Raw genomic sequence first — 25,082 nt, 5'->3', positions numbered from 1 at the left:
CAGCTCAAAGCAATTTTGCTCGTTATTTCGGGCGAAGGGCCCAGCGTCGTGGCGGGAAAACGGCTGTGCTGCGGGCGAATCGCGTCGCCGGTATGGCATGCAAAAAGCCACCGACCCGCGGTGGGCCGATGGCTTCGAATGAAATGGCCTTGGTAGACCGTTGCTGACACAAATGAGCCCATTGGGACGCCATGCTGCAGAGTAGATGCAGCCCAACGTAACTGCGGTGCTGGGGCTCAGAACACGCCGCCGCCCCCGGCGGCTGCGCCTCCCGTAGCACCACCAGTGCCGCCTCCCGTGCCGCCAGTACCACCGCCGGTGCCGGTACCGCTCGTTCCCGTCTCACCCGAGACGAAGTTGAACGTGTAGATCTCACCAATCTGCATGAAACTAGGGGAAGGTGTGATTCGCACGTAGCGGCGGTCTGCCGAGATGATCGCGAGGGCCATCAACATCGCTCCTTCGGGAATGGTCTCGATGACCGGCTGATATCCTACGGCGCCCTGCGGGACGAATCCTCCCGGGCCGAACCCGCCCGGACCGAGGCCCAACGCGCCCCCACCAATCGGGGAATAACCATCGGAGGAAGATGAAGCCGCCAAAGCTGGGAAATCACGGAGAAACTGCTGCATCGCGGCATTGTTGCCACCGCCCACAGTTGGACCGGCAAACTGACCGAGCAATTCCCGCTCTGCCTTGCGACCAAAGTCGGCGAGGTGAGCGAGTTGGGCTTGGGCGAGTTCCTCATGCCGTTGTCCCGATTTAACCTCGAAGATTACCCGAGCGTTTTTCTCCATCAATGGGATCTGCTGGTGAATCACACGTTGGGTGGGCCGTCCCACATCCGTGAGGATGTCCACGGTGACTTTACCGGTAGCAACGTTGCCCCAGATCCGATTGAGTGAAAGACGATATTCGCCACTGAAACCTCGTGGGCAGAGATATGTTTCACAGATTTGCCCGGACGGATCATTTCCCACGCCAGGGAAGGCATCGCCCAACAACGTTCCACCTCCGGCGCTGACGGGTGTATCGAGCGAACAGACGGTTCCCGCAGGCTCTTCGACGGCCAGGTCAATATCGGCATCGCCAGTCCAGCACACCCGCACGATCACATCGTGCGAGGTGGCACGCCGGAGTGCCTCGCTAAACATAGCTGCAGCCTCGGTATCGCCGCTCTCGACGAGTTCCTGGTGCGTCGCCCGAGCGAGCAGCCGAGCTTCGTCAACCAGTGGTTGCATCTGTTCGGGCCATGCTTGTCCCAGCACGCCTTCGCAAGCCCAAGCGAGATCACTGGGACTATCGAGTCGTTTGGCCAGCCGCAGGCCCGTCACGTAGGGTTCGCGGCGGTCGGGATCGACTGCTGACAACTGTCGGCACAATTTCAACGCCACTGCATCACGGCGAATCGATTCGAGTCGCCCAATCACGTTGAGCACGTCATCGGGGGTTTCGGCGAAGTCCACTGCTGAGAGCAACGCACGCTCCACCTCAGAGTCAGGTGCGTCGATCGCCACCAACGCAATTGCGTAGGCTTGATACATCCAGGGCTGGATCTGACCTGCTGAGATCGCACCGGCAATGACTGCGCGAATTTCATCGAATTTCGCACGAGAACTCGAATCGTCACCGTCAGCTTGGAATGCCGCTGCTTTGACATTCAGTTCGCCCACAGTCGCTTTGACGCGTCGATCGAGCACGGTCAACTGTTCGACCGAATCGATCTTGAGTCCAGCGAAGTAGCTACGCCACAGATCGTCGACAGACTGACCCTCCTTGGCGGTTAATCGAATCGGAGCGTAATCGTTGGCATCGCGTGAGATCGCCGGCTTGGTCGTCTGGTCGGCTGATTTGGGTGCAGCCTGGCCAGTTTTGTCACGTAGGGAATGCTCGTCGGGGATCACGAACATGCCGCCCCCCATACCGCCGCCCATACCACCCATGCCGCCGCCCATGCCGCCCATGCCGCCACCCATGCCGCCCATGCCGCCGCCCATGCCGCCGCCCATGCCGCCGCCCATGCCGCCACCCATGCCGCCACCCATGCCGCCGCCCATGCCGCCCATCTGAATGATGGGGACGACGAGGTCACCGACAGGGTAAACCTTGGTCACCAGGTTGGTATCGGCATCGTCACGGGTGGTGATGCTCAACACTTCGTCCTGAATCATGTACGTCAATTCGAGGTCCCGCAGCATCAGCCGCAGGAACGATCGCAAGGAAACGTTTTCCAGTGAAATATTAACTGGGGTATCCTCGGTCAATCCAATGCCTTCCAGAGCCGTCCGATTGATCAAGATAGGAATGTCATGAGCCTCGGCGATGATACGCACCGCTTCATTGAGTGGCGTGTCTGGGAATCGCTGTGAAGTTTCATCATCGAGTGAAGACTCAATGCGACGTTCCGTTTCGCTATCGCCGACCAATTCGATCGCACCATAACGTTCAATCCGGTGGCGGCTGAGCCGCTGCCACACGTCGGCATCGGGATAAACGATCGGGGGATCGTCCACGAACGGGATCGCAGATTTCAGGACCAGCGACATGGCATCGATGAAGTTACGTTCCCGCAATTCGCGGTAGCGACGATCTCGTGCGAACGTCTGCAGCGCGAGTGTTTGATCGGTCACGTGACGTCCCAACACACTATCGAAAGTGATCGTATCGCCTGAGATTCTAGCAATCTCCAACGAAACCGCCCCGTCCGCTTCGGTGTAGCGACCTTCATCGATCAACGCATTCATCTGGGCGGTGAGTGTTTTCAAGCGGGCCTCACGCCGGAAGGTTTCGTCGAGCAGACGAGCCTGTGAGGTCGCGGCAGCCGATTGAGCCTCCAAGTTCACTTGCTGTTCGAGAAACCGAGCTTCTCGCGAGGATGCGTTTTGAATCGCGGCACGAACTTCGCCGACCAATTCCCGACGCAGCTGAGGATCAATATCGGGAGTCGTTTGCACACGTGCGAGCAAACTCTTCAGCCGCCCCGCCACACCGACGGGATCTTGTCGAATCTGACGCGTCGCTTCGCGGAGTTGGGCTCGGACTTCAGCGCGGAGTCGTCCTTCTTGACGTGAACGCAGGCTATCAACGTTCTGCAGCAATTCCCCGCCGGTTTCGCGCAGTTCGTCATCACCCGGTGGAATGTCCATCATCGAGCCACCGAAATTCCCAGGGGCTCCCATCCCAGCTGGCGGATTCACAGGACGTGAATCAAGTGGTTGCACGGGAGCTGGTGCATCACCGGCACCGAAGGGATCATCCACCGTTGCCGACGGTGCTGCTGCCTCGTCGAGCCCCGCATTATTCGCCGGAGCGGCTGGCTGAGCCGGCTCGGCTGCGCCGAATGGGTCGTCAGCGGCAGGGGCTTCGGCCGGTTGGCCTGCTCCAGCGGGTTCACTGAACGGATCATCGCTGTCCATCGCAGCATCACTGCCGCCAGCGGGAAGCTCTGCCGCTGCAGCCGAGTCATCGCTGAACGGGTCGCTGGCCTCGCCGGCGGCATCACCACCGAACGCGTCGTCGGCAGCGTTGCCGAAGGGGTTGCCCGCATCTTCGCCGAATAAATCCTCCATGGATTCCTCACCGCCGGGGTTTTGGACGATGAGGGTTTGCTGAGAAGGGTCCGATAGTTCCAATAGTGCTTTTGCTTGCGGATTATTAGGATCATCACGCAACGCTTTTTCCGCAATCGCTTTGGCCCCTCGCAAGTTACCCTGCTGCAACGCCATGCTGCCTGCTTCGGTGAGTGTTTCGGCTCGCTGGGTGAGCATCGCCGCTGTCTGTCGTAGCATCGGTGATCCCGCTGTCGGCAGCATCAATCCGTGGCCGGCGTTGTGGTCCGCAATCAAGCCAGGCAGGAACGCCATGTCAGGGTTGCTGGCTTCGATATCGCCAGTGAGTTGCAGCTTGATCGCTTGTCCGCCCGCCTGCCCACTGAGCGTCAAGGACACTTCCTTCGCAGCAGCTGGCAGAGTTCCGAGATAGATTGCATCGCGATCGAGTCGCAGGGGTGGGAATCGGTCCCCATGTACCCAGCTGATCGACCCCGCCTCTGCCGAGGCGTCGTTGTTCCCCACATGTTCAATCCAGATCGGTGCCATGTGGGCAGAGTCTGCGACACCGCGGGCGATCACCGCAGCACCACTCTGAGCGGAATCGTCTCCCACCACTCCAATGACTCCGCCAGTCTGATTTGCCAGGATTCCGACTGTCGCGAGATTCTTGGTCGGACCTACCACGATCGCATGAACAGTGATGTGTTCAGCTCGCAACGAGTCAACCAATCGCTCAAAACGAGCCGCATCTTGAGTCGAGTCCAATGAGGTGCCGTCACCGATGTAAATGATCGAACGAGCGTGGTCGTCACTGCGTTGAGCCAACGAAGACGCAGCCCGGTCAAGCAAGGCACCCAGATTCGTGTTGCCCAACGGCAGTCTGCGATCGAGTTGCTTGACGCCCGCAATCACCTCCGAGGCGAGGGCGGGAGTGAACTGGTCCGTCAACGCAACCGCATCGACGTCGCCGGCGAATAACTGGACGCGAGTATTCTGATCCTCCAGTCGACGCAGCAGCATCTTAACGGCCGTCAGCGAATCCGTTCGGAAATCGCCAACTTGACTTGCCGATGTGTCCACCATCACGACAACATCTGTTGGGATATTCGAGGCCGCCGCCATCATCGCCTCGTCGGCACTCGGCTGGACTGAAATCGCGATGGCTTGCGAATCTGCCTGGCCTTGGTTGCTCGCGATCCGCGTGGTGGTGGCCACCTTCAAACCAGACTCTCCGGTCGCTGGCGAGGCTGCCTCGACAGGTGCCGCCGCCGCGCCAATTCCGACAAACAAGACCCCAGCCACGACAACCCGGGTGAATCGGTGCAGACGAACGCTGCCGGGCACGAACGCCGCGGTGATGCGGGGCACGTGGTGCAGCAGAGATTTCGGTGGCAGAGGTGCCGATGACGGGACCGTCGGAGGAGAAAAGGCTGATAGCATCTTCATCAGTGGCTCGAGATGGAGAAGAGGACAGAGGTGTGAGACTCGCTACTCTCAGTTTATTTCTTAAAAACGGAGATTCCACGAAAAAACGCTTGTTATCGGCTAGCGAGCGCAGAAAAGGTCGGGTTGTGAGGTGTATTATTTTGCAACACGTGTTGCGAAACACCACAGCGACCCGCTGCAATTGCTCCCGAGGAGCGTTCCAACGCACAGATAACGCGATTTTGATGCCAAAAGAAGGCTGTGGACGCGAAGTTATCGCGACAGCGGGGGTGCACTGGCCTGACCACCCCGAAATGGAGCATGGAGGCGAGCCTAGCTCGCGCGCTCCTCGTTGTCTGGATGCGATTGACGCCATCTGGCCATCGCGGGGCCGACGGAGCTCATCGGTACCCATCGCCCACGCGTCTTGTGCCCTTGAACCAAAGTCTCAGGTCGGATCTTACCTTGATCAATCCGCAGAAGCAGATCCTGGTCCGTGAGTGGTCCTACACGTTTGGCTTTGTGAAACCACCCGCTGCTCATGTAAAACCAATCCGCGCTCATCACATTAGGCTCCGGTTTCTGCTGCAGTTATTCGCGACAAACACACCTTCGAACGCATTTATCGGGGGTTGACAGCCCTCTATGCTATACCAAGGGTCAACGCGATGGAAGGTTCTATCCATCGTCACGCCCGGCGTGGGGCTGATTCAATACCCGGCGCGCCGGCCAGGTTCCCGCGTTTCGACGCACAGCCGCGTCAAGTTTTTCTTGGGAACCGACCGCTCATCGCTAGTACGTCCGGTCCGTATCGGCACGGGAACGCGGCGCAGGCCGCCAAATCAGCTGTCGCGTAAGGAGCCGGCGATCCGGCAACGGCGCAGCGGAATCGATCGAGCTCGTGGCCGCTCACTGCAGTCGCGCAATCAGCGCGTGACCACTTTCGGCTCGGCATCCACCTCGGCGGCGATCATGGGTGGTAGGTCGTCGCCGGGAACCAAGCCCGCTCCGGGGATCATCCCATCTCCTTTATCGCTGGGCGACGACAGAACGGGCCAGCCGTCGTCGAATCTCGTCTCGGCGGTGTAGTCGACGGGCGGCCGGTCAAAGAATTTCGGCGGCGACCCCGTTTCGGATCGCCCAAATTTAAGGAGTTTGCTGCCCGCCAGGCGAGTCTCCTTACGAATCGACCCCGCTTGGAACGGCCCCACACCCATCACCCACGTGTCCCTCGCCGTCGAGCGGGATTGGCTGATGCCTGACTGCCAGACAGCATGGCGTGTTTCGCGATCATAGGCGAATGCCGCAATTTTCGCCGCACTCTCACGAGAATCGCGGCGAGCGAGCGCCAGCTCGGGTATCTGGGGGACCTGAGGGGCCCCGGGCACCAGCGTCGCAGCTGATCCGAGCGCATTGTTTTCTGGAATACCATAGGTGACTCGGTGATCGTCGGCGCCGAGGGTACCGATTCGAGCCTCGATGATGATATCTGCTTCCTTGTCAGTTTCCTGCAGCAAACATCCCGCAGCCATGATTTGCTGCCGAAGCGAGCTCGTCACGTAGTCTGCGTTGACAAATAAATCGCCTTTGACCGACTTTAGGTAGCTCGCATCGAGAAAGACCTTCTGACCGCTAAGCGGTCGGAAATCGATGGTCGAAACACTGCGGTCCACCGCATCAGACAAGAGCAGTTGCTGGGTGGCCAGTTGCTCTTTGGTCGTCCCACAACCACCGCACACCATGATCCAGGCCGATAGCATCACCAGAAACACGCCCTGCCAAGCGAGTTTGTTTTCATGACGAGGCGATAGAACAACGGGATGCAAACGCACGGGTGGGACGCAAACGCAAGACGTTCGCTACAACAATGGAGTTTCGGGGTGGGCAATCACCACCAGAGGCTACTGATAACAACCTGGGCGACAATTGGTCGAAGCTGGATCTCAACGCTGATGGGGATACCAAATTCAACTCGGCCGGAGCAAGCTCATTGTGAACCGCCCCATTCCTGGAGCGCACCCGACTGCCGTGTTTCAGTCGGATTCCACCGGGCCGAGTGCCGTCCCTCCATCCGCCTTCGCCGTCTCCACTATCGACCAGGCGATCGCGTTGACCAGCAATCGTGGCAGGACTAGCCCGGCGAAATCGTCGGCGTGCCCGAGCGACGTATAGAATGAAACTCCGCCGTCACCGCGTCGAAATGTCCACGCGACCGGTTCGCTGGCGTGGCCGGGAACCTCACCATCCAGCAGTACACCCGTGTTGGCCGCTAACGGCGAGACCTTGTACAGCGTGCCACCGGCCTTTGCCGGCAGATCAGCGGATAGCCCACGCAATAACGCTGACGGTACGGTCCCCGTGGCGACTAGGTCGACGGTTGTTTCGAGATCCTTGCCGTAGTGATTGGTGTAGTTGCCTCCAAAGACATCCTGATCCCAGGTGAGCCACTGGGCGTGTTTTTCGGGAACGTCTTGGTTGCGAACCGAAAACGCGTGGCTGGCGGTGCGAATGCCAATCACTGGTTTCCCGCCTCCCACGTATGCTCGAATGACGTCAAGCTGTTCTTGAGGCAGAGTGCGTCGCCGGACGCTGACCAACAAAACGTCTGCGTGCCGAACTTTTTCAATCCCATCAAAAGCATTGGGATCGTCTTCATTGGCGTACACAAACGAAACGCGGTAATCGCCAGCAAGATGCTCTCTGGCAAACTTCGGCAAAGTGGTCTTGGTGTCGTATTCCCGCTCGCCGATCAGCATCACGATGTGTGGCTTAGCGTCATCCGCCAACGTCGCTTTCGCGAAGGCGGTCTCACAGATCAGCAGTACGCTCAGACAGAGGAGGGCGTTTTTCAGTAGTTGCATCGGTACTCAGTCTCAGTTGGAAATTTCGCTACACTCTCAGACGCTTCAGCTTATAACGCGACAACAAGCCACTAACACGCGTCCCATCCAGGGTAGTTGCACGCGCCAAAGCATGGAATCCACTACTAATTTGACGCAGTCCTCGTTCAGATGAACGCGGTTACCCGCTCTGTCATTTGCAGTTACTTACCGCCGCCCACGTCGTCCCAACCCGATATGCCTGTAATCAAGTCCGTACGCGGCTTCACCCCCCAGTTTGGACGTGGCTGCTACCTCGCAGACAATGCTGTCGTCGTTGGCGACGTGATCATGGGCGACGATTGTTCGGTTTGGTTCAGCACCGTGGTCCGCGGGGATGTTAACTCGATTCGAATTGGCAATCGCGTCAATATTCAGGACGGGACGGTACTCCACACACTGTATCAGAAATCGGTGATCGAAATCGCCGACAATGTGTCGATTGGCCACAACGTGTGTGTCCATGGCGCCCGCATCGACCAGCACTGCTTGATCGGTATTAACTCCGTCATCCTCGATCACGTTCACATTGGCGAAGGCTCGATCATTGGGGCCGGATCGGTTGTCTTGTCGGGAACTCAAATCGAACCCGGCAGCCTCTACGCAGGCACGCCGGCGCGGCGTATCAAGGATGTCGATCCTGAGCAAGCCCGTGAGATGATCGAGAAAATTGCCACCAATTACCTGATGTACGCAAGTTGGTACCAGGACGAGAATTCGTAAAGCCCCCTATGTTGCAATCCATTGAACTGCCCCGTCAGCTCGACGTTCGGCCCCTTCCAGCGCCTGTCCACGCGATGGTGCACGACCTGCGATGTCGGATCGAGGCGTTCCAAGACCGCTGGGACATGCCCCAAATCGAGCAATTTGTTGCGGCCGACTACCAGCTCGTCTACCAGACGCTCGCATGGATTCGTGAATCCCAGATGCTGATCGGCAACCGTTTTGTCGAGTGGGGCTGCGGTTTTGCTGCCGTCACATTGATGGCTGATGCACTTGGTTGGGAGGCTGTGGGGATCGAATCCGAAGCCGTTCTGATCGAGCATGGTCGGCAGACGCTCGCAGATTGGTGTGGGCCACTGCGAGCGGATACCGCTGGGCCCACTGCGTCTTCACCCGAACTGGTGTTGGGAAACTTCTTGCCACCCGGAGCAGAAGATCTGGCCGATGACCCGACACTCCCCAGTTTGGGGCACCTTACCGAATCGGCGTATCGCGAGTTGGGGTTGGGAGTCGATGATTTTGCCGTTGTCTACAGCTACCCCTGGCCGGGAGAAGACCAATTTCATGAACAGGTATTCGACCGGTACGCCGCCCGCGGCGCGATCCTGTTGCAGTTCTGTGGCCCCAACGATATGAGGGCCTGGCGTGCCGTCTCACGGGCCTGAAACGGCAAAAACGCACCGTCTCGCCCGGACGGGTGGGTCACAGGCAAGACATCAGTCACTTCCGAAATCCTACGGACGGGTGGCGATTTCGATGGGACGAACCAGCCCCAAGTACGCCATCAAGTCCCGCACTTGAGTCTGCGTGAGATTGTCGACCAAACCGCTCGGCATGATGCTGGTGCCCTTGGGTACCACCGAATCCACTTCATCATGCGGAATCATCGTGATCTCGTTCTTAGCATCTCGGACTTGCAGCCCATCACCGATATTGCTGACCATACCAACGTGAACCTGACCAGATGTGGTCACAACTTGCTTGCTGGCGTATTGGTCACTGACGACGTGCGACGGATGCAGAATCGACTCGAGAATCTCGCGCCGGGTAAAGCGTTTGGCGAGGTTGGTCAAATCGGGACCGATGGACACTCCTGTTCCCTCGTGGCGGTGGCAACTCGCACATTGGGCAGATTGGAAAATCGCCAGCCCCGCATTGGTGTCACCCGCCTCACCGTCGTCAGACTCGAGATAGGTCAGCAGTTGTTCGAGATCCCATTTCGACTCGTCGATACTGGGCAACTCGGCTGCGGGGCGATCGGGGAATGTTTTCGCATACCAACGCTGCCACAATTCCATCGTCGGGGCGGCGCCGGTCGGGCGCTGCATGCCGGTCCAATGTTCCAGTAGCCGCTCGACTTTTTCAAACGGAGTGCCCTGCTGCTCGGCACGCAGTCCCATCAACACCAAGGCGCGAAGTGCCATCGGATCGTCGGTGGCAATGGGGACTTCCTTTAGCCTCGTCACGACCTCTTCGGCCGAGGGACCGTCGAGAATGTTCAGGCTGCGAACGAGGTAGTCCCAGTTCTCACCGTCGGGTTTCTGCGCCAGTGCCAAGGATACGACGGCACGCCGTTCCGGCTCGGTACGCCATATTTTACGAAGGTGCTCGGCAGACTCGTCGTCCTCAGCCGTTGAGAGCATGGCGATGATGCCGGTCCGCAGTCGGCGGTGCACATCATCGATCTGCGGTTCAGCAACGAGTTGGTCATCTAGGCTTCGCAGCTTGGCAGCGGTCGCGTCATCGATGGGGCGGGGGAGACGGAAGATCGCTCCGAGAGCCGCATTTCTCCAACGAGCTCCCTCATCGAGGATAGCTTGGACGTCGTCAATGGACAGGTGGCGAGAAAAGTCGCGAGTCACGGCGACCATGTACATCGGCAGCGATCCTTCGGAGTCTTCGCTGGCGATACGTTCGTACATTTTCAGCATTGCAAAACGTTCTTGGGCCGACCAGTCGCGATCGATAAACTGCAGGCACATCGCCGTCAGCACTCGATCGAGCTTGGGAGCATCCGATTCGATGTACTCCATCGCTCGAGGCACAATCGCTTCCGCCTGAAGATATGTCGCCAGGCGAATCAATTCGTGGTTGATGCGGGAATCTCCCGATGGGAATTCCGCTGCGATTCGATCTCTCAGCCACGGAACTTCAGCGGGCTCGATCTGACAACGAGCCAGCGTGACCTGGCACAATCGCAGCGTATCGACAAAGTCTTTATCACTGAGAAAACCCTGCATCAGTTTGTCGGTTCGCTGCAGCACTTCACGGCCTGTCTGGGCGGTGGGGTCGGCAGCGACCAAGGCCAGCATGCCAACGATCGCGGTGCGAGTATCGTCGGAACTGAGAACGGTATCTTTCCAGGTATCGACGGCCAATCGCTGTAGTACCTGCCGGGACAGGAAGGAGACATTGCGGTCGCGGCTGGCGAGCAATGCCAGCACAGCCTCGGGATCACTGGGAAACTGCTCGCTGCGGAGAATCGCTTCGCAGGCGGTGCGAACGACACGAGAGTCCCCGTCGCTGAGCAGTTCCTCCAATCGTCTGGCAGCACCCTTGGACGGCGATAAACCCAACTGCATCGTCGCCCGGCGACGAACCGCTTCATTGGCAGTCCTGGAGAGTTCAACGAGAAGTTCTTCGCTGGGAACGGGTCCATACATCTGCATCAAGTTGATGGCGCGGATGCGGTAGGCGGCCGGGTTTTCGTCACTGTAGGCGACGCCTGCGACCTGGCGGTCCCAGTCATCTCCAAGTTCATGACGGACGGTGGCAATGGCTTGTCGGGCCCACGCGGCGTCGAGCTGCGGTTGACGAACTGCTGCTGCGATACCGGTACCTAATTGCTTCATCGCGTCCGGCACTTTGCCTTGATAGACAACGCGATACACACCTCCGGCAGTCCCGCGCCCGCCGGTACAAAAATACAATGCACCGTCGGCGCCGACGGCGAGGTCGGTCACGTTTAGGGGTGTGCCCTTGAGAAAGACTTCGCTGTCGGCTGAGTATCCGCTGCCATCGGGTTTGAGCCGAACATTCAGGATGCGTCCCTCCGACCAATCTGCCAAGAACAGGCTGTCATGGTACCGCACGGGAAACATGTGATGCTCATAGCATTCGATGCCCGTGGGACTTCCCCGACCGGTATCAAGCAGGTTTGGTAATCGATCGTAGTAGTATTCGGGCCATTTTGCCCAACCTGGACGCCACCCAAACTCACCCGCTTCGGTGATCTCCATCAATGCGGTGGGTCGATACCACGGCGTTTCCAAATCGGCTTCCATGTCGGCATCATGCACGAACAGGCTGCCTGATGGATGGAATGCCAGGTCGTAGGTATTCCGTAATCCACCGGCGACACGCTCGACCACTTTGCCTTCAATGTCGGTCCGGATGATCGTCCCACCCGGAGCCTGGATGCCACGGCCATGTCCGGCCGGGTCTTCATACCGGGGCAATAGATCGCCTTCGTAAGTATCTCGCAATGTTTCCCCTTCGCCGGTCTTGCCGACGGGTTGTACATAGCTGCCTAGAGATACGTAGATCATCCCGTCAGGTCCCAGACGCAGCCCGTGTGGGCCATGTTCGCCGCCTTCGCCTCGGAACTTCATGAGTGTTTTGACTGTTTCCAACGTACCGTCGCGGTTCTTGTCGCTGAGCCGGTAGAGTGCGGTGCCATCGGGGCCTTTGCCTGTGACAAACACCTCACCGTTGAGCGGCAAGATGCCTTGGATAGATTCAACTTGGTCGCAATAGGTGCGGACATCCTCGGGGACGCCATCATCGTCACGGTCAACGGCAATCAGCAGTGGCCCCTGTTCTTGCGACAACACGACATGACCGAACTCGTCGAATGCCATCGCGATGACGGAACCGACTTGCTCGTCATTGAGCACGCGTTGGACGCCGAAGCCCCGTTGAATTTGGAATCGTTCGCTCTGCTCCTTTTCTGATTCGACCGCTACGGTCTGTTCACGATCCCAAGGCACCGTCTCGCCCAAGACGCCGAACGCCGAAGCGGACTCCCAGGTCCGATCGTTGAATGTGGGATTGTCCCACATGCCCTGCTCTTCGAGACTCGTCCGCCAAGTTTCATCGGAACTGAATGTGTACCATTTGTCTTCGTCTTCGGGACGAATTGAGACGCGGGCGACTAGCGCCGCGGTTGGTCCGGACGTGTTTTTGACTCGAATCGCAACGACATTGCGGCCCGTTTCCAGGTAGTCGGAGATTTCGAACTCCTGCATCTGGCGATACGATTGCCCCTTGCCAATCACACGACCATTGACCCGGACCTCGTAATCATCGTCGGCCGCGATCTCGACAAAACCTTCACCGCGGACACGCAGATTCAGAACTTTGCGGAACCAGCAGGTCTCACCGACTTCGATGTCCTGACCGGCCGCCGTCCCACCGGCCCAAATCCACTGGGCTTCCGTCGCCGCGGCAACCGAACCGGTGGCGAAAGGAGAGAATATGGGTAACCCCAATCCCAAGGGGGAGGCAATGCCGACCGCAAATACGGCAAACAGCGACCATTGACGTCTTGCAAACATTCCTGACTGGCCTTCCATGGCGAGAAATCAGACTTCTTCTAAAAACCGCGTTAGGAGCCGCGACCCCAAATTTCCGCTGTTTGATTATTTCACACCCTGCGGTATCAAATACTAGGCCGCCGCCGCAAGGCCGATACCGGCTCTCGCGCGTCAAGTGAAGGATCCCCGCTCCTTGGCAGTCGACAGTGTGCAAATCACCGCCAATCCACCGCACGCGCAGCCGCACATCTTTGGTAATCGGCAAAGTCAGCCTCGTTGGCTTCTTTTTCGTGAGCTGCGTATCGCAACCAGAGATGCGACTGATTGCCGGTCAATCGTGCACAATTCTGCATTGTTTCTGACTTGAGTCCGATATGCAATCCTAGCAGCACCGACGCATGGCGCCGAATCACCTCCAGCCTACGCAGTGAGAAACGCAAGTTCCGCGTTGCGGAATCTGATGGTGGGGCGACAGCGATCCATGGCGGTTATTTCTCTCTGTATGTAGGCGGCATCAGATAGCGATTCGGACCCATGCTATCGAACCTTTTACTACTATCCATTACGGACTTTGGGAGTTAATAACAGCAATGAAGCTTACTAAACTTGCGCTCATCGCAGCCATCGCGTGTGGCATTCACACGGGCACCGCGGCAGCAGAGCAGAATAACGAAATCCAATTAATTTCGCACGCGGCGCAGTGCGATTGCGGCCAACCGGTTTGTGGATGTGAATCCGTCGAACCCATCTATGAGCTCGGCGATTTTGGTCTAGGTAGTTGTGAGGGCGGCTGCGACTCCGGTTGTGACTCAGCAGGCGGGTGCGGCAGCGGCTCCTGCTGCGGAAAGGAACTTGGCGATCCGTGGACGCTCTTCGAAGAGCGAAACGGTTGGTCCTTTGGCGGTTGGACGGACATCGGCTACCACTCCAGCAACAATACAGGGAACGGCATCCTGGGAACGGGCGGTGCCCCCGCTAACTTCAATAATTACGCTGACCGCGTGCAACTGCAGCAGCAGTGGCTCTACCTGGAGAAAGCAACCGATGGCTCGGACGGGCTGAGTTTCGGGGGTCGGATCGACTATCTCTATGGTACCGACGCCCCAGATACCCAGGCGTTTGGCGTCACCAATGACAGCTGGGACAACTCGTGGGACAACGGCGGTGCGTACGGCAACGCACTCCCACAGGTCTACGGTGAAGTCGCCTACGGTGACACCAAGGTGAAATTCGGTCACTTCTTTACGATCGTCGGCAATGAAGTTGTGGCAGCAACCGGCAACTTCTTCTACAGCCGCCAGTTCACCTTCTACAATGCCGAGCCTTTCACCCACACCGGTGTCCTGGCAACGCACACCATGAACAACGACAAAACCACGTTGTACGGCGGTTGGGTATCCGGTTGGGATAGTGGATTCGAAGATAATGGCGACGCGTTCTTGGGCGGGATTGGCCACCAGTTCACCGACAATTTCAGCTTGCTCTACACCACGTGCATTGGACGCTTCAGCAACGCTACCAATACTCCTAACGTTGGCGGCGAGCGAGGTTCCATTCACAGCTTCATCGCGACCATCCAGTTGACCGATAAGTTGCTGAACTTGACCCAGTTCGATTACCTCGATACCACGGATGCCACCGACGCGCTCGTTCGTCAAACCTACGGCCTCAACACCTACTTCATCTATCAGATGACCGACCGGTTGGCCTTGGGCAGCCGTACGGAATACTTCAATTGGGCGACGCCTGAAGTACGGGCAGCTAACCCCGGACTCAACAGCGCTGACCTGTTCAACCAAACTGTCGGGATCAACTACAACATCAATGCAAACCTGATGGTTCGTCCTGAAATGCGTTGGATTGTTGACTACGACCGAACAGGCGTCAACGAAGACAACGCTCGCAACAAGGCGATCTTCGGTATGGACGCGATCTTCACGTTCTAACGCCGGATCCGTTCCCGAAGTAGATAAATGGCAATGAACCACAGCGGCGCTGTCACCAGCGCTGCTGTCCATGGGATACTGAATCGTTGATCCGCGACCATAACCACAAAGCTGACGAGCGGTCCGCTCGAGGGCTTTGCCCCAAGGTCGCAGATCTCGATTTCCCATTGCCCCGCCACGGGCAAATCTAGCTTCGCCGACTGCAGCAGCCGATTTGTTGAATTGGCTTGACTGGCACGGCCCTCTACGACCCGCTCGCTCTGCCGGTCTTGACACCTGACGCTCAGCGTTGCGTCTCGCATCACGCGTCCATCCGATTCGTTTTGGATCAACACGCTGATGTCCACCATCCCAGGCTGAAGCGGTGTGGGCGACGTGAAGACCGTATAACGACGGCCGTCCACAATACCACTCCACTGCACCTTGCCACCGTCGGCGATCGCGCGGGATGCCATCGCAGAAGTCATCAAGCCAACGACGAGTAAAACCACGAGCGGAGTGTGAGGTAGGACCGGCCGCATCTCACATGCCCGTCATTAAGGCACCGCGCATTTGCATCGGCTGCAACAGCACCCACACGCAACTGAAATAGAAGACAACCATTAAACAGATCCAGGGCAGCAGTGGTCGCCATCCCCTTCGATTTTGCTCAGACTCGCGATGCGCAATCCGGTAGCTCACCACGAACGACATACAGAATCCCACCCCCAGAAAAACCAGCTCCAGCGGCAGCAACCACGCAATCGAGTCCGCCCGACAGCAACAACACGCCACGGGACCGGCTGAAAACTCGCCACCTGTCCAGTCGCTCCACATGCGAGCTCCCGCTACCTGTATCGCATCGGCACTGGTAAAAAAATGAAATGAGTAGTGCGCCAGCCACATGCCGAAGCCCAGTGGTATGAGCGCCGGAGCGAAGCGAGCAATTTCAGATCGTCGCGTCATGGTTGTCACAATGATCCACGGACCGACGATCAGCGCAGCGAATAGCCCCAATGTCAGTACCGGCAACCGCCCCACCCCGAGCCATTGCACGAGCTGGTCTTCCCAAGCCAACACCGGGCCTGTCATCCAGGCTGCATTCACCAGTGAGGCAAAAAAAAGAAAGACAATCACGGCCGCCAAATCCGGACGCTCGCTGTATCGCCGGATGCTCGAACGCGACCGATCACTCGTCAAGTCCAAAGTGCGGGGCACCGAAATCAACGCGACGTTATCGTGCGGGCAGGCCGTCACGCAGTCAAAGCAAAAGGTGCAATCCATGTTCCCATGCTTGCGCGGTTGGAACAACTGCGTCTGGCAGCCCGGCGAGCTGGCATTTCCCACGATGCAGTCTTTACTCCTGCAATTCGAGCATGCATAGGAGTCGGTCACAGCGATCTCGGTAGGTGAGATCATCGAGTGCACAAAATTGAATTGTCCGATCGGACAGACATACTTACAGAAAGGTGCGTGGACAAAAAACAATTCGAACCCAACCGCGGTGACAAAGAAACCGATCGCGATCATCGCAGTCCAAAAGGGGCGGTCCCACAATGCAAACGCCTCGTACGCCCAGAAAAAGAGAGCCAGCGTCCCAATGGCAAGCCATTTATTTTGGAGCGTTATCGGCCACTGCCGACGCCGCGGCAACGGCACATGACAAACCCTCGCTAGCCAGGCCACGCACTTTTGCAATGACGTAAACGGACACGCCATGCAGAAAAAGTTTCCTCCCACGAGCAGGGTCAGCACCAGGATACCGCGCCAATGGATCCATGGCAGCACGCCGGCGAGGTTCAGGGGCGAGACTTGCGGGCCGCGAATCCCATCGATAATGACGAGCAATGCCAACACAAACATGCCCACACGCAATAACATCCGTGTGGTACCAGAGCGAAATAGTCGGTGGATGCGAGTTGGGCTAGCCGCGTGGATGAATGGTGCGGCGAGAGCGAACGATGTCCTGGCTGCCTGATTGTGAACAGGCAAGTTTCGCTGGCCAGCCACCAGCTGCGGTGAAAGGCGACGCGTGTTCCTCCGCCGCTCCGTTGGTCCCCCTGCCATCAGTCGACTCACCACGCAGACCAGCCCGATCAAAAAGGCGAGTGACATCGGCACCCACATGATGGCACCGGCGACCGCTTGATCAGTCAACGGATCGATTCCCCACAGGCTGGGCGTCGTCTCATAGTTCGCGTACAAGACGTGGTCCGAGAAGGTCAAAATGCCTGCCAACGCGGTGCCCTGAGCCCCTGCTAAGAACAGGTACGGGACCAGCCAAAATTGGGATAGAACCGGCTGGGAAGGATACGGCTGCACGACCGGCCACCAGAACAAGACCGATGTGGCTAAAAAACACCCATGCTCAAACCGATGCCACACATCTGACTCAAGCGCAAGGCCATAAAAATAAGGGGCGTGCCAAATCCATAGCGATGCCACAAACAGGCACCACGCCCATGCCGGATGGACGAGTTTCGCGATGCCCCGGCGAAGTGGACGCCATGTTGCAAATGGCGTGATCCACCCGTCGCGCAATCGCTTGGGAAGCCCCGCAATCATCGGAAGCATGGGAGCGGAGTAAAGAAGTAGCGGTGGTGCGACAATCATCAACAGCAAGTGCTGAACCATATGGACCTGCAGAGAAAACCCAGCCAGGGTGTCCAGCGGCGACTGGAGGGCGACGAAAACGACGAGCATCCCCGCCACATAAGACACAGCCTGTCCCAGCGAGAACGGTGACGTTCGTCGTTGGCGATACCGCCACCAACCCCGCATGTACATGATCGTGCTCAACGTCAGGCCCAGCAGAACCATCGGACTGAACTGCCACGAACTCAGGATCGCGACCCAATCGGCCTGACTCATGATGCCGATTTTGCGGAGTCGGCGTCGATTGGAGCAGTCGGTGCTGCCGCCTCTAGCGGAGCCGTTTGCACTGAGTCAGCCTGCACTGTGTCAGTCTGCACTGGTTCGACTTGCACTGGATCGCCTTGCAATGGGGCCGGCGCCGCCGGAATCATTGCCGGTGGTCGCCCCGCTGGCCGCATCGCCATCAAGAAGGCAACCAATGCCTTCGTCTCTGCGCTGCTGAGCTTCTGACCGTAGGCGGGCATGTTTCCACCGCCTTGGACAACTTGTCGAATCATCGCATCACGATTCAGTCGGGTGCCCACGTCAGTCAAGTCTGGCCCGCGTTGGCCGCCCTTGCCATCGAGCGCATGACAGTTCCGGCACGCCTTATTCTGCAGTACCACGGCACCTTGCAATTCAAGTGGTGATAGACGTTGCACGATTCGAGTCGGAACCGCCTCACTGCTCCATGCGTCCATCTGGGGTGACCACGGCGAGACCTGACCGTACCAGCCCAACAGTGTCAAACACACGAACATCACCGTCACACACAGCACGGCGACCGGACGACGACTGGCACTGCGTTGTCCCGAGCCCGAGACAAACGGGATCGCGACGAGGACCATCAAACCGAGGACAGGCATGCCCAGCATCAAAAACGTTTCCATGGATGCCGGTGACAACGCCGCCACTGCGAACAGAGGCAGGAAGTACCAATCAGGACGCGGCTCCGCGTGCACGATCGTGGGATCCGGCAATGCCAACGGTCCCTTGGGACCGAGCGTCACAGCCAACGCCACCACGATCAATACCGCAGCAGCGCAGGCGATCCCATCCCGGTACACGGCATGCGGAAAAAAAGGCACACCGCGGTCGAGCAGCTTTTCGTACTTGGCGTCGTAAGTGGCAGGGTCGACTGGCTCGTCTGGATCAGGCGGTTCTGAGATGCCGCGTTTCACGACTAAATAAATATGCCCGACGAGGAGCAGAACCAATAACGCCGGCAACACGAACACATGCAGTGCGTAGAATCGCCCCAGCGTGCTGGTACCAATGATCTCACCACCCAAGATCAAGTGCACGATCGATGGCCCGGCCCAGGGCACGCGTCCTGCGGCGGCAGCGGCAACGCTCACACCCCAGTAGGAATCGGAGTCGAAACGCAGCACCTGCCCACTAAAGGCAAGCCCCAAAGTCAGGACCAACAATCCCACCCCGAATAACCAGGTGACTTCACGGGGGTATTTGAACGCTCCCATTAAAAAGACCTGAGTCATGTGAACGATCAGCATGACGACCATCCCGGTGGCCGACCAATAGTGAATCGATCGCATCAGCCATCCCAGCGGCGTCACCTCGTTGAGCTCGATCAGGCTGTTATACGCGGATTGAGCTGTCGGCTCATAAACCATTGCCAGACAGATTCCGGTGGCCACCTGCAACAGAAAAAACGTCATTGTCACACTGCCGAAGACATACCACCACCCTTTCTTGTGGGCGACTTCGGCAGGGATCGGGTGCCGCATCACCGGCCAGATCGACTGCCGCAGCTGCAGCCTCGATTCCAACCAGCCAACCGATGCGATTGCTCTCTTCTTGATGGCGGTGAGAGTATTCATGCGGGCTGCTGCAGCGTGGGGAGGTGACCGAGCTTGACCATCAACCGGCCTTCCTCGATGCGATGTTCATATTCATAGAGTCCCCGCGGCGGTGGCCCCGAGGCATGCGAACCGTCGTCGTAAAACACGCCTCCATGGCAGGGACACATGAAGAGACCAGCCGTTGGAATCCAATTGACCGGGCACCCCAGGTGAGTGCAATTGACCGCGAAGATTTGAAACTGCTCACCCGCCACACGGCGGACGTAGACCGCAATTTTGCCACTTTCACCGTCGTCTGATTTGCCCAGCGGATTGACCAAGTCGACCAGCCGCGTTTGACCTTCAGGAAATTCGGTGACGGTTCCCGCGGCGATCCACCGGTCGGAATGCTTGGTCAATGGCCCCAGTAAAAATCCCACGATCGGGATTCCAGTAGCAGCCGCCGCCAAGCCACCGAGCACGTAAGTCCCCCACTCCAAGGCACCCCGTCGCGAAACCGACCCACCACCCTGGCAGGGGCAGTCACCATTGCGTTGGTCATTCATTTTCGTCGTTCTCCTGTTGAATCGCTCGCAAGTAGGTCGCGATGTCGATAATCTCGGGCGCGGTCAATGGTCGCCCCAACTCTGACTCCATACCACTGTCGATAAAATTCGGCATTTCCAAGTCCGCGCGGCCGGTGATGATGATCCGTCGCAAAAGCTGGTCGCTGATGAGTTGGCCAAACACCCGGCCGGAAATGGAACCAGCGTCACCACCGTGCCCCTCATCGCCATGGCACCTCGCACAGACAGTCGCAAACAGGTCCGCTCCGGTGGCGACGCTTCCCTGCCGAATCCCCGCTGGATCGTCGACATCAACCTGGTATGCGGGAAGCTTCTCTGCTAACCGCGGGGGAGGTCCGGCCCAGCGAGCTCGAATACCCTGGACGAGAATCTCAATCTGCTTGTCGGTCAGTGTCCCGCCCTGGGCCTTGTCAAAGGCTGGCATCATTGTGCCTTCTCGGCCGGCCACGGCGAGGTGGGTCAGTTGTTCGTCGGAAATGATCGCTTGAAACAAGGGATCATTGAGCGGGGGTGCTGGTCCGAATTGCCCGCTTGCTCCATGGCAACCCGCACAGTTCTGACCGAAGAGAGTTTCAAAATTGCTGATCTGATCCGGACGAACATAGCGATCCGCCGGGTTTGGTTTTCCACAGCCTGTGACGACCGCAAGCACGATCAGAAATGAGATATCACTCCACTTCATGACTGGCTCTCATGATCGCGGCCGTCAGCGGTTGAAGCACCCTCGATGTGGCTGGCCGGCACCTTCTTGGCGTTCACGACGTAGATCCCCATTGTCAATCCATATGCGAACTGGGATGCAATGAACCACGACCACACAATGTGCTCGCTCATCAGCGGATTGAGAATGCCGATGGACGCATAGACCACGCCCGTCCACATCAGAGGGGCGACCACGCCGCCCCAAAATACAGGTGACTTTGGCAGCGTCGGCAAGACAATCTCGAAAAACAAGCCGACCAACGCGGAAGCAGTCAGGTGCAACAGCGACGCGATGATGAACGCGGTCACGCTGAACCGCTCCAGTTCCAACTTGCTGACGTCGTCAAATCGTGTCAGGACAATTCCCGCGAGCATATTGATGGGGTACCAAATTCCGCGGCCACTGACGACACCATACAACATGGCAGTACCAGCCATCACGCCACCGCCAAGCAGCCCGCCCACCACGCCGGAGGCATAGGTGTGCACTCGTTCGGGAAAGTGACTGCGGTTGCCGGGTAGGCCAGCGCGTGGCTGGGCAACACGGCGCGACGACGCAACGACCTCGCGAGCACGCTGATCCACGGGAACCCACGTCTCCTCGATTTCCCCTCGACCAGGCGTCAACTCACGCAACCATCCTCCAATGGCGACCATCAACACCATCACGCCCGCCACTGAAATGAACGGATTGGTTGCGATACCCACCGCCGCCAACGCCACGCCTGCAGCGGATACCATCGGCCATGCCGTAGGTGCAGGCATGCCAATTGATTCCGACTCTTCGTTGACTTCACTCATGAACTACTCACTCGTCTCCGCCCACCAGGACTACAAATACACCACTAACACGATCACGATCCACACCGTGTCAACCAAGTGCCAGTACCATGACACCATTTCAGGTGCCTCGCTATCGACTGCCAGATCTCCTCGTCGCCGTTTCCAGAGCAACAAACTCATCACACCCAAACCGATCGTCACGTGCGCTGCATGAAAGCCGATTAATGTGAAAAAGGTAGTGCCGAATAAATTGCGGCTAATCGTCAGCCCATCATGCACAATCAATTGATACCATTCGTATGCGGTCCCACACAGGAACAAGCTTCCCAGCACAATGGTCACCAGCATCCATCGCGTGAACCGGGGCACATCGCTGCGATCAAACGCTTTGACCGCCAATCCGATCGCCACACTGCTACTGAGCAAAAACACGCTATCCAAAATCGCCAGGGGCAAACTTAGTGATGTTTCGGGAGTCGGACCATGAAGTGTCGCCCCTCGATAGGTCACGTAAGCAATCAGCAATGTCGCAAAAAACACAGCTTCCGAACACAGAAAGGTGAGCACGCCCACTCGCGTAGCCGAAAGCGTGACGCTGTCCGGTGGAGGACAGGGCTGCTGGGGTGTTGATAGCTCGCTCACGGCGATGGTTTCACTCATGTATCCAGTCCGGATCTTCAGGGTGCTTTTTATCCCAAAGGGGGCGTCGACTTCGAACGATGGGTATTGTTTCGAAATTATAGGATGCTGGCGGCGAACTCGTCGCCCACTCTAGCGTCCACGCGTCCCAAGGATCGTCACCGGCAATCCTGCCCCGCTGAAGCGACCACAGCAAATTGACGAACATAACCGCAAAACCGGCCCCCATCACGAAACCGCCCACCGTTGAAATTTGATTCCAAATCTCCCAGCCCTGTCCGGCCTGGTAGGTGTAAACACGCCGGGGCATGCCCATCAGCCCCGAGATGTGCATGGGTGCAAACGTCAGGTTGAAGCCAATCAATTGCAGCCAAAAATGCCATTTACCCCACGTCTCATCGAGCATCCGCCCAGTGGCTTTGGGGTACCAATAGTAAAGGCCTGCCATCAACGCGAACAAACTCCCCCCGAACAATACATAATGAAAGTGGGCGACTAAGAAATAACTATCGGAAACCTGCCAGTCGACTGGAACCGCCGCTAACATCACTCCCGTCAGTCCGCCAATCAAGAACATCGATAGGAACCCAAGTGCAAACAACATCGGGGTGTGCAACCGCAAGCGACCTCCGTACAGCGTCGCCGTCCAGTTGAAAATTTTAATTCCGGTGGGTACCGCGATCAAAAAACTCGCCGCTGAGAAGAATGCATCCAACCCGTCGTTCAAGCCGACAGTGAACATGTGATGGGCCCACACCCCCATGCTGATGAATCCAATCGCAGTCGTCGACATCGCCAGCGTGGTGTGGCCAAAGATGACTTTGCGAGAAAATACCGGCACCACTTCCGAAATGATTCCAAAGGCTGGCAAGGCCATGATGTATACCTCGGGATGCCCGAAAAACCAAAATAGGTGCTGCCACAAAATCGCAGAGCCTCCTGCCTGGGTATCGAAGAAGTGCGCCCCCAAATGTCGATCCATCAACAACATAACTTGGGCGGCGGTGAAGGGCGGAAATGCAAACACGATCAACCAGGCATCGACCAGCATCATCCACACGAATAACGGCAGCTTACCGATTGCCATCCCCGGTGCACGCATCGACACGATCGTGGCAATCAGATTGATCGCGAAAGTGAGCGTCCCCACGCCGCTGACGAGCGTCGCCAGAATCCAATAGTCGACACTGCTGCCGCGTGAATACGCGGGAGAAGTTAACGGCGCATACGCGAACCACCCCACATCGGGCGCAGAACCGGCGCCATAGAGAGCCTCGCCCGTAAAATAGCTGAGGTAAAGAATCATGCCGCCAAATAACGACATCCAAAACCCGAACGCATTGAGTCGCGGAAATGCCACATCACGGGCACCGATCATCAGGGGGATGAGGTAGTTGGCAAACCCTGCGATCATCGGCATGACGACGAAAAAAATCATCGTGGTGCCGTGCATTGTAAACAGCTGGTTGAACGTGTCGGCTTCGACGAGCGTGTTATTGGCCGACCACAACTGCATGCGGATCCAGATAACTTCCAAGCCTCCCAGAACCAGGAAAAACAAACTCATCATCAGGTACATCAAGCCGATGCGTTTATGATCCACCGTCGTCACCCATCCATGCAACCGCGTGACCAGAGGCGGCGCGGGCGATTCGATGGTGGGTTCGGCAATCGCCATGGTTTACTCCAACGTGATCATGTAGTCGACGATTTGCTTGACATCAGTATCCGATAACCGCATATCTGGCATCCGGCACCCGGACTTGTCCAAGTTGGGATCCTTGATCCACCGCGTCAAATGCTCCCGATCATTGTCCATAATCCCCGCAGCCAATGTTTCTCGACTCATCAAGTGAGTAAGATCCGGCCCGAATTTCCCAGTCGCATGCGTGCCTCCAATGGTGTGACAATTGGCGCACGCCAGTTCCATGAACCGGGCGTGCCCTGCGAGAGCACCTGTTGTTTTTGTTTCCGAGGGCGATTCAGCGGGACGCTCGGTACTGGGTGGCAGCGCATTCTGCTGCTGGTGCGAAATCCATGTCGCATAATCCGCAGGCGAAACGACACGCACACGGATCAACATTTTAGCGTGTTGCGTTCCACAATACTCCGCGCAGCGACCCGCAAACGTGCCCTCCTGATCAGCCTGAATCCACATCTGGTTCGTCTTGCCAGGTATCAAGTCAGTTTTACCAGCCAGCCTCGGCACCCAGAAACTATGGATGACATCGGCGGACTCAAGTTGCAAATAGACTGGTCGATTCGTGGCCTCATCACTGACTGGGATCACTAACTCATTGGCGGTCGTGAATCCATGTTGAGGGTATTCGAATTCCCACCACCATTGGTGCCCCACCACACGCACACGCTCGGCGTTCTGAGCAGGTGGCTCCCCCCTGAGATCGACTACCGACCGGATGACGACCAACGCCAACACCAACACGATCATTAGGGGAGCAACCGTCCACGCAAGCTCGATCGGTTGGCTGCCGTACAACTGGGGCGGCTCAGTTTCTCCATCGTCCGCACGCTCACGGAACCGATGAATGAACACGATGAGTGTGCCCGTCACGACCAGAAAGATCACGCTACAGACAGCGATGACCAACCAAAATAAATCGGCTATCGACTCGGCTGCCGGTCCCGCTGGATGAAACACTTCCGGAATTTGCGCGTCCGCGTTCACCGTCGCCACCAGAATCGCAAACACACTCGCGATGACTTGCATCAACGGATGAACTGATCGAAAACTCATTCGGTGAGTGGCTGGGATGGTGATCACTGAGCCCGCAGTCCCCTGGAGGAATACCGAAAAGAACAAAATCCGAATCTGACGTCGACGCGATGTCCTGACCGCTGACGCAACCGCCACTGTAATAACCACATCATGCCACGGA

General features: G+C 57.8%; 16 protein-coding genes. 3 read left to right on the top strand and 13 right to left on the bottom strand.

The features are described from left to right. Positions 1-236: 236 nt before the first annotated feature. The 3 genes from Poly21_RS22260 to Poly21_RS22245 form a co-directional block, all read right to left on the bottom strand. Positions 237-4,997, bottom strand: coding sequence for a VWA domain-containing protein (locus Poly21_RS22260; protein WP_302120165.1), 4,761 nt, complete (start codon positions 4,995-4,997; stop codon positions 237-239). Positions 4,998-5,902: 905 nt separating this feature from the next. Further along, the gene (locus tag Poly21_RS22250) at positions 5,903-6,808 is read right to left on the bottom strand and encodes a DUF6655 family protein (protein WP_302120163.1); all 906 of its coding nucleotides are present in this window, start codon (positions 6,806-6,808) and stop codon (positions 5,903-5,905) included. A 201-nt stretch (positions 6,809-7,009) separates the two neighbouring features. Next, positions 7,010-7,837 (bottom strand): ThuA domain-containing protein, encoded by an 828-nt coding sequence (locus tag Poly21_RS22245; protein ID WP_146409238.1) that lies wholly within the window; start codon positions 7,835-7,837, stop codon positions 7,010-7,012. Between the two features lie 216 nt (positions 7,838-8,053). Between Poly21_RS22245 and Poly21_RS22240 the strand changes: the two genes are divergently transcribed. After that, a complete protein-coding gene (locus Poly21_RS22240) occupies positions 8,054-8,578 on the top strand; it encodes a gamma carbonic anhydrase family protein (RefSeq protein ID WP_146409237.1) in 525 nt (174 codons plus the stop codon). Between the two features lie 8 nt (positions 8,579-8,586). Further along, positions 8,587-9,243 (top strand): class I SAM-dependent methyltransferase, encoded by a 657-nt coding sequence (locus Poly21_RS22235; RefSeq protein WP_302120160.1) that lies wholly within the window; start codon positions 8,587-8,589, stop codon positions 9,241-9,243. A gap of 69 nt (positions 9,244-9,312) precedes the next feature. On the opposite strand, the gene Poly21_RS22230 is transcribed toward Poly21_RS22235, so the two are convergent. After that, positions 9,313-13,134 carry a DUF7133 domain-containing protein gene (locus tag Poly21_RS22230; RefSeq protein ID WP_302120158.1) on the bottom strand — a complete coding sequence of 1,274 codons (3,822 nt, stop codon included), beginning with the start codon at positions 13,132-13,134 and terminating at the stop codon, positions 9,313-9,315. 569 nt (positions 13,135-13,703) lie between these two features. Here Poly21_RS22230 and Poly21_RS22225 point away from each other — a divergent pair. Continuing rightward, the gene (locus tag Poly21_RS22225; RefSeq protein WP_146409234.1) at positions 13,704-15,059 is read left to right on the top strand and encodes an outer membrane beta-barrel protein; all 1,356 of its coding nucleotides are present in this window, start codon (positions 13,704-13,706) and stop codon (positions 15,057-15,059) included. Here the strand turns inward: Poly21_RS22225 and Poly21_RS22220 are convergent. Genes Poly21_RS22220 through coxB form a run of 9 tightly spaced genes read right to left on the bottom strand, consistent with a single transcriptional unit; the run spans position 15,056 to position 24,940 of the window. Then, on the bottom strand, positions 15,056-15,550 hold the full coding sequence (locus tag Poly21_RS22220; protein WP_302120156.1) for a hypothetical protein: 495 nt from the start codon (positions 15,548-15,550) through the stop codon (positions 15,056-15,058). The genes Poly21_RS22225 and Poly21_RS22220 overlap by 4 nt on opposite strands. A 31-nt stretch (positions 15,551-15,581) precedes the next feature. After that, positions 15,582-17,909 (bottom strand): cytochrome c oxidase assembly protein, encoded by a 2,328-nt coding sequence (locus tag Poly21_RS22215; protein WP_146409232.1) that lies wholly within the window; start codon positions 17,907-17,909, stop codon positions 15,582-15,584. Beyond that, the gene (locus Poly21_RS22210) at positions 17,906-19,513 is read right to left on the bottom strand and encodes a cytochrome b N-terminal domain-containing protein (protein ID WP_146409231.1); all 1,608 of its coding nucleotides are present in this window, start codon (positions 19,511-19,513) and stop codon (positions 17,906-17,908) included. The genes Poly21_RS22215 and Poly21_RS22210 overlap by 4 nt, the downstream gene beginning before the upstream one ends. Next, complete coding sequence (locus Poly21_RS22205; RefSeq protein WP_146409230.1) at positions 19,510-20,040, bottom strand: QcrA and Rieske domain-containing protein; 531 nt, start codon at positions 20,038-20,040, stop codon at positions 19,510-19,512. Before Poly21_RS22205 ends, Poly21_RS22210 begins: the two co-directional genes overlap by 4 nt. Beyond that, complete coding sequence (locus Poly21_RS22200) at positions 20,033-20,743, bottom strand: cytochrome c (RefSeq protein ID WP_146409229.1); 711 nt, start codon at positions 20,741-20,743, stop codon at positions 20,033-20,035. Before Poly21_RS22200 ends, Poly21_RS22205 begins: the two co-directional genes overlap by 8 nt. Then, positions 20,740-21,564, bottom strand: a complete 825-nt coding sequence (gene ctaF, locus Poly21_RS22195; protein ID WP_146409228.1) for an aa3-type cytochrome oxidase subunit IV — start codon at positions 21,562-21,564, stop codon at positions 20,740-20,742. The genes Poly21_RS22200 and ctaF overlap by 4 nt, the downstream gene beginning before the upstream one ends. Positions 21,565-21,594: 30 nt before the next feature. Further along, positions 21,595-22,206 (bottom strand): cytochrome c oxidase subunit 3, encoded by a 612-nt coding sequence (locus Poly21_RS22190; RefSeq protein WP_146409227.1) that lies wholly within the window; start codon positions 22,204-22,206, stop codon positions 21,595-21,597. Beyond that, complete coding sequence (ctaD, locus tag Poly21_RS22185) at positions 22,199-23,863, bottom strand: cytochrome c oxidase subunit I (protein WP_146409226.1); 1,665 nt, start codon at positions 23,861-23,863, stop codon at positions 22,199-22,201. Before ctaD ends, Poly21_RS22190 begins: the two co-directional genes overlap by 8 nt. A gap of 3 nt (positions 23,864-23,866) precedes the next feature. Further along, positions 23,867-24,940, bottom strand: a complete 1,074-nt coding sequence (coxB, locus tag Poly21_RS22180; RefSeq protein WP_146409225.1) for a cytochrome c oxidase subunit II — start codon at positions 24,938-24,940, stop codon at positions 23,867-23,869. Positions 24,941-25,082: the final 142 nt, after the last annotated feature.

The organism is Allorhodopirellula heiligendammensis (genome assembly GCF_007860105.1).
GTDB classification, from domain to species: Bacteria; Planctomycetota; Planctomycetia; order Pirellulales; family Pirellulaceae; genus Rhodopirellula; species Rhodopirellula heiligendammensis.
Note: the sequence above shows the minus strand (reverse complement) of the source record. Positions and strands in the feature narration are given on the sequence as shown.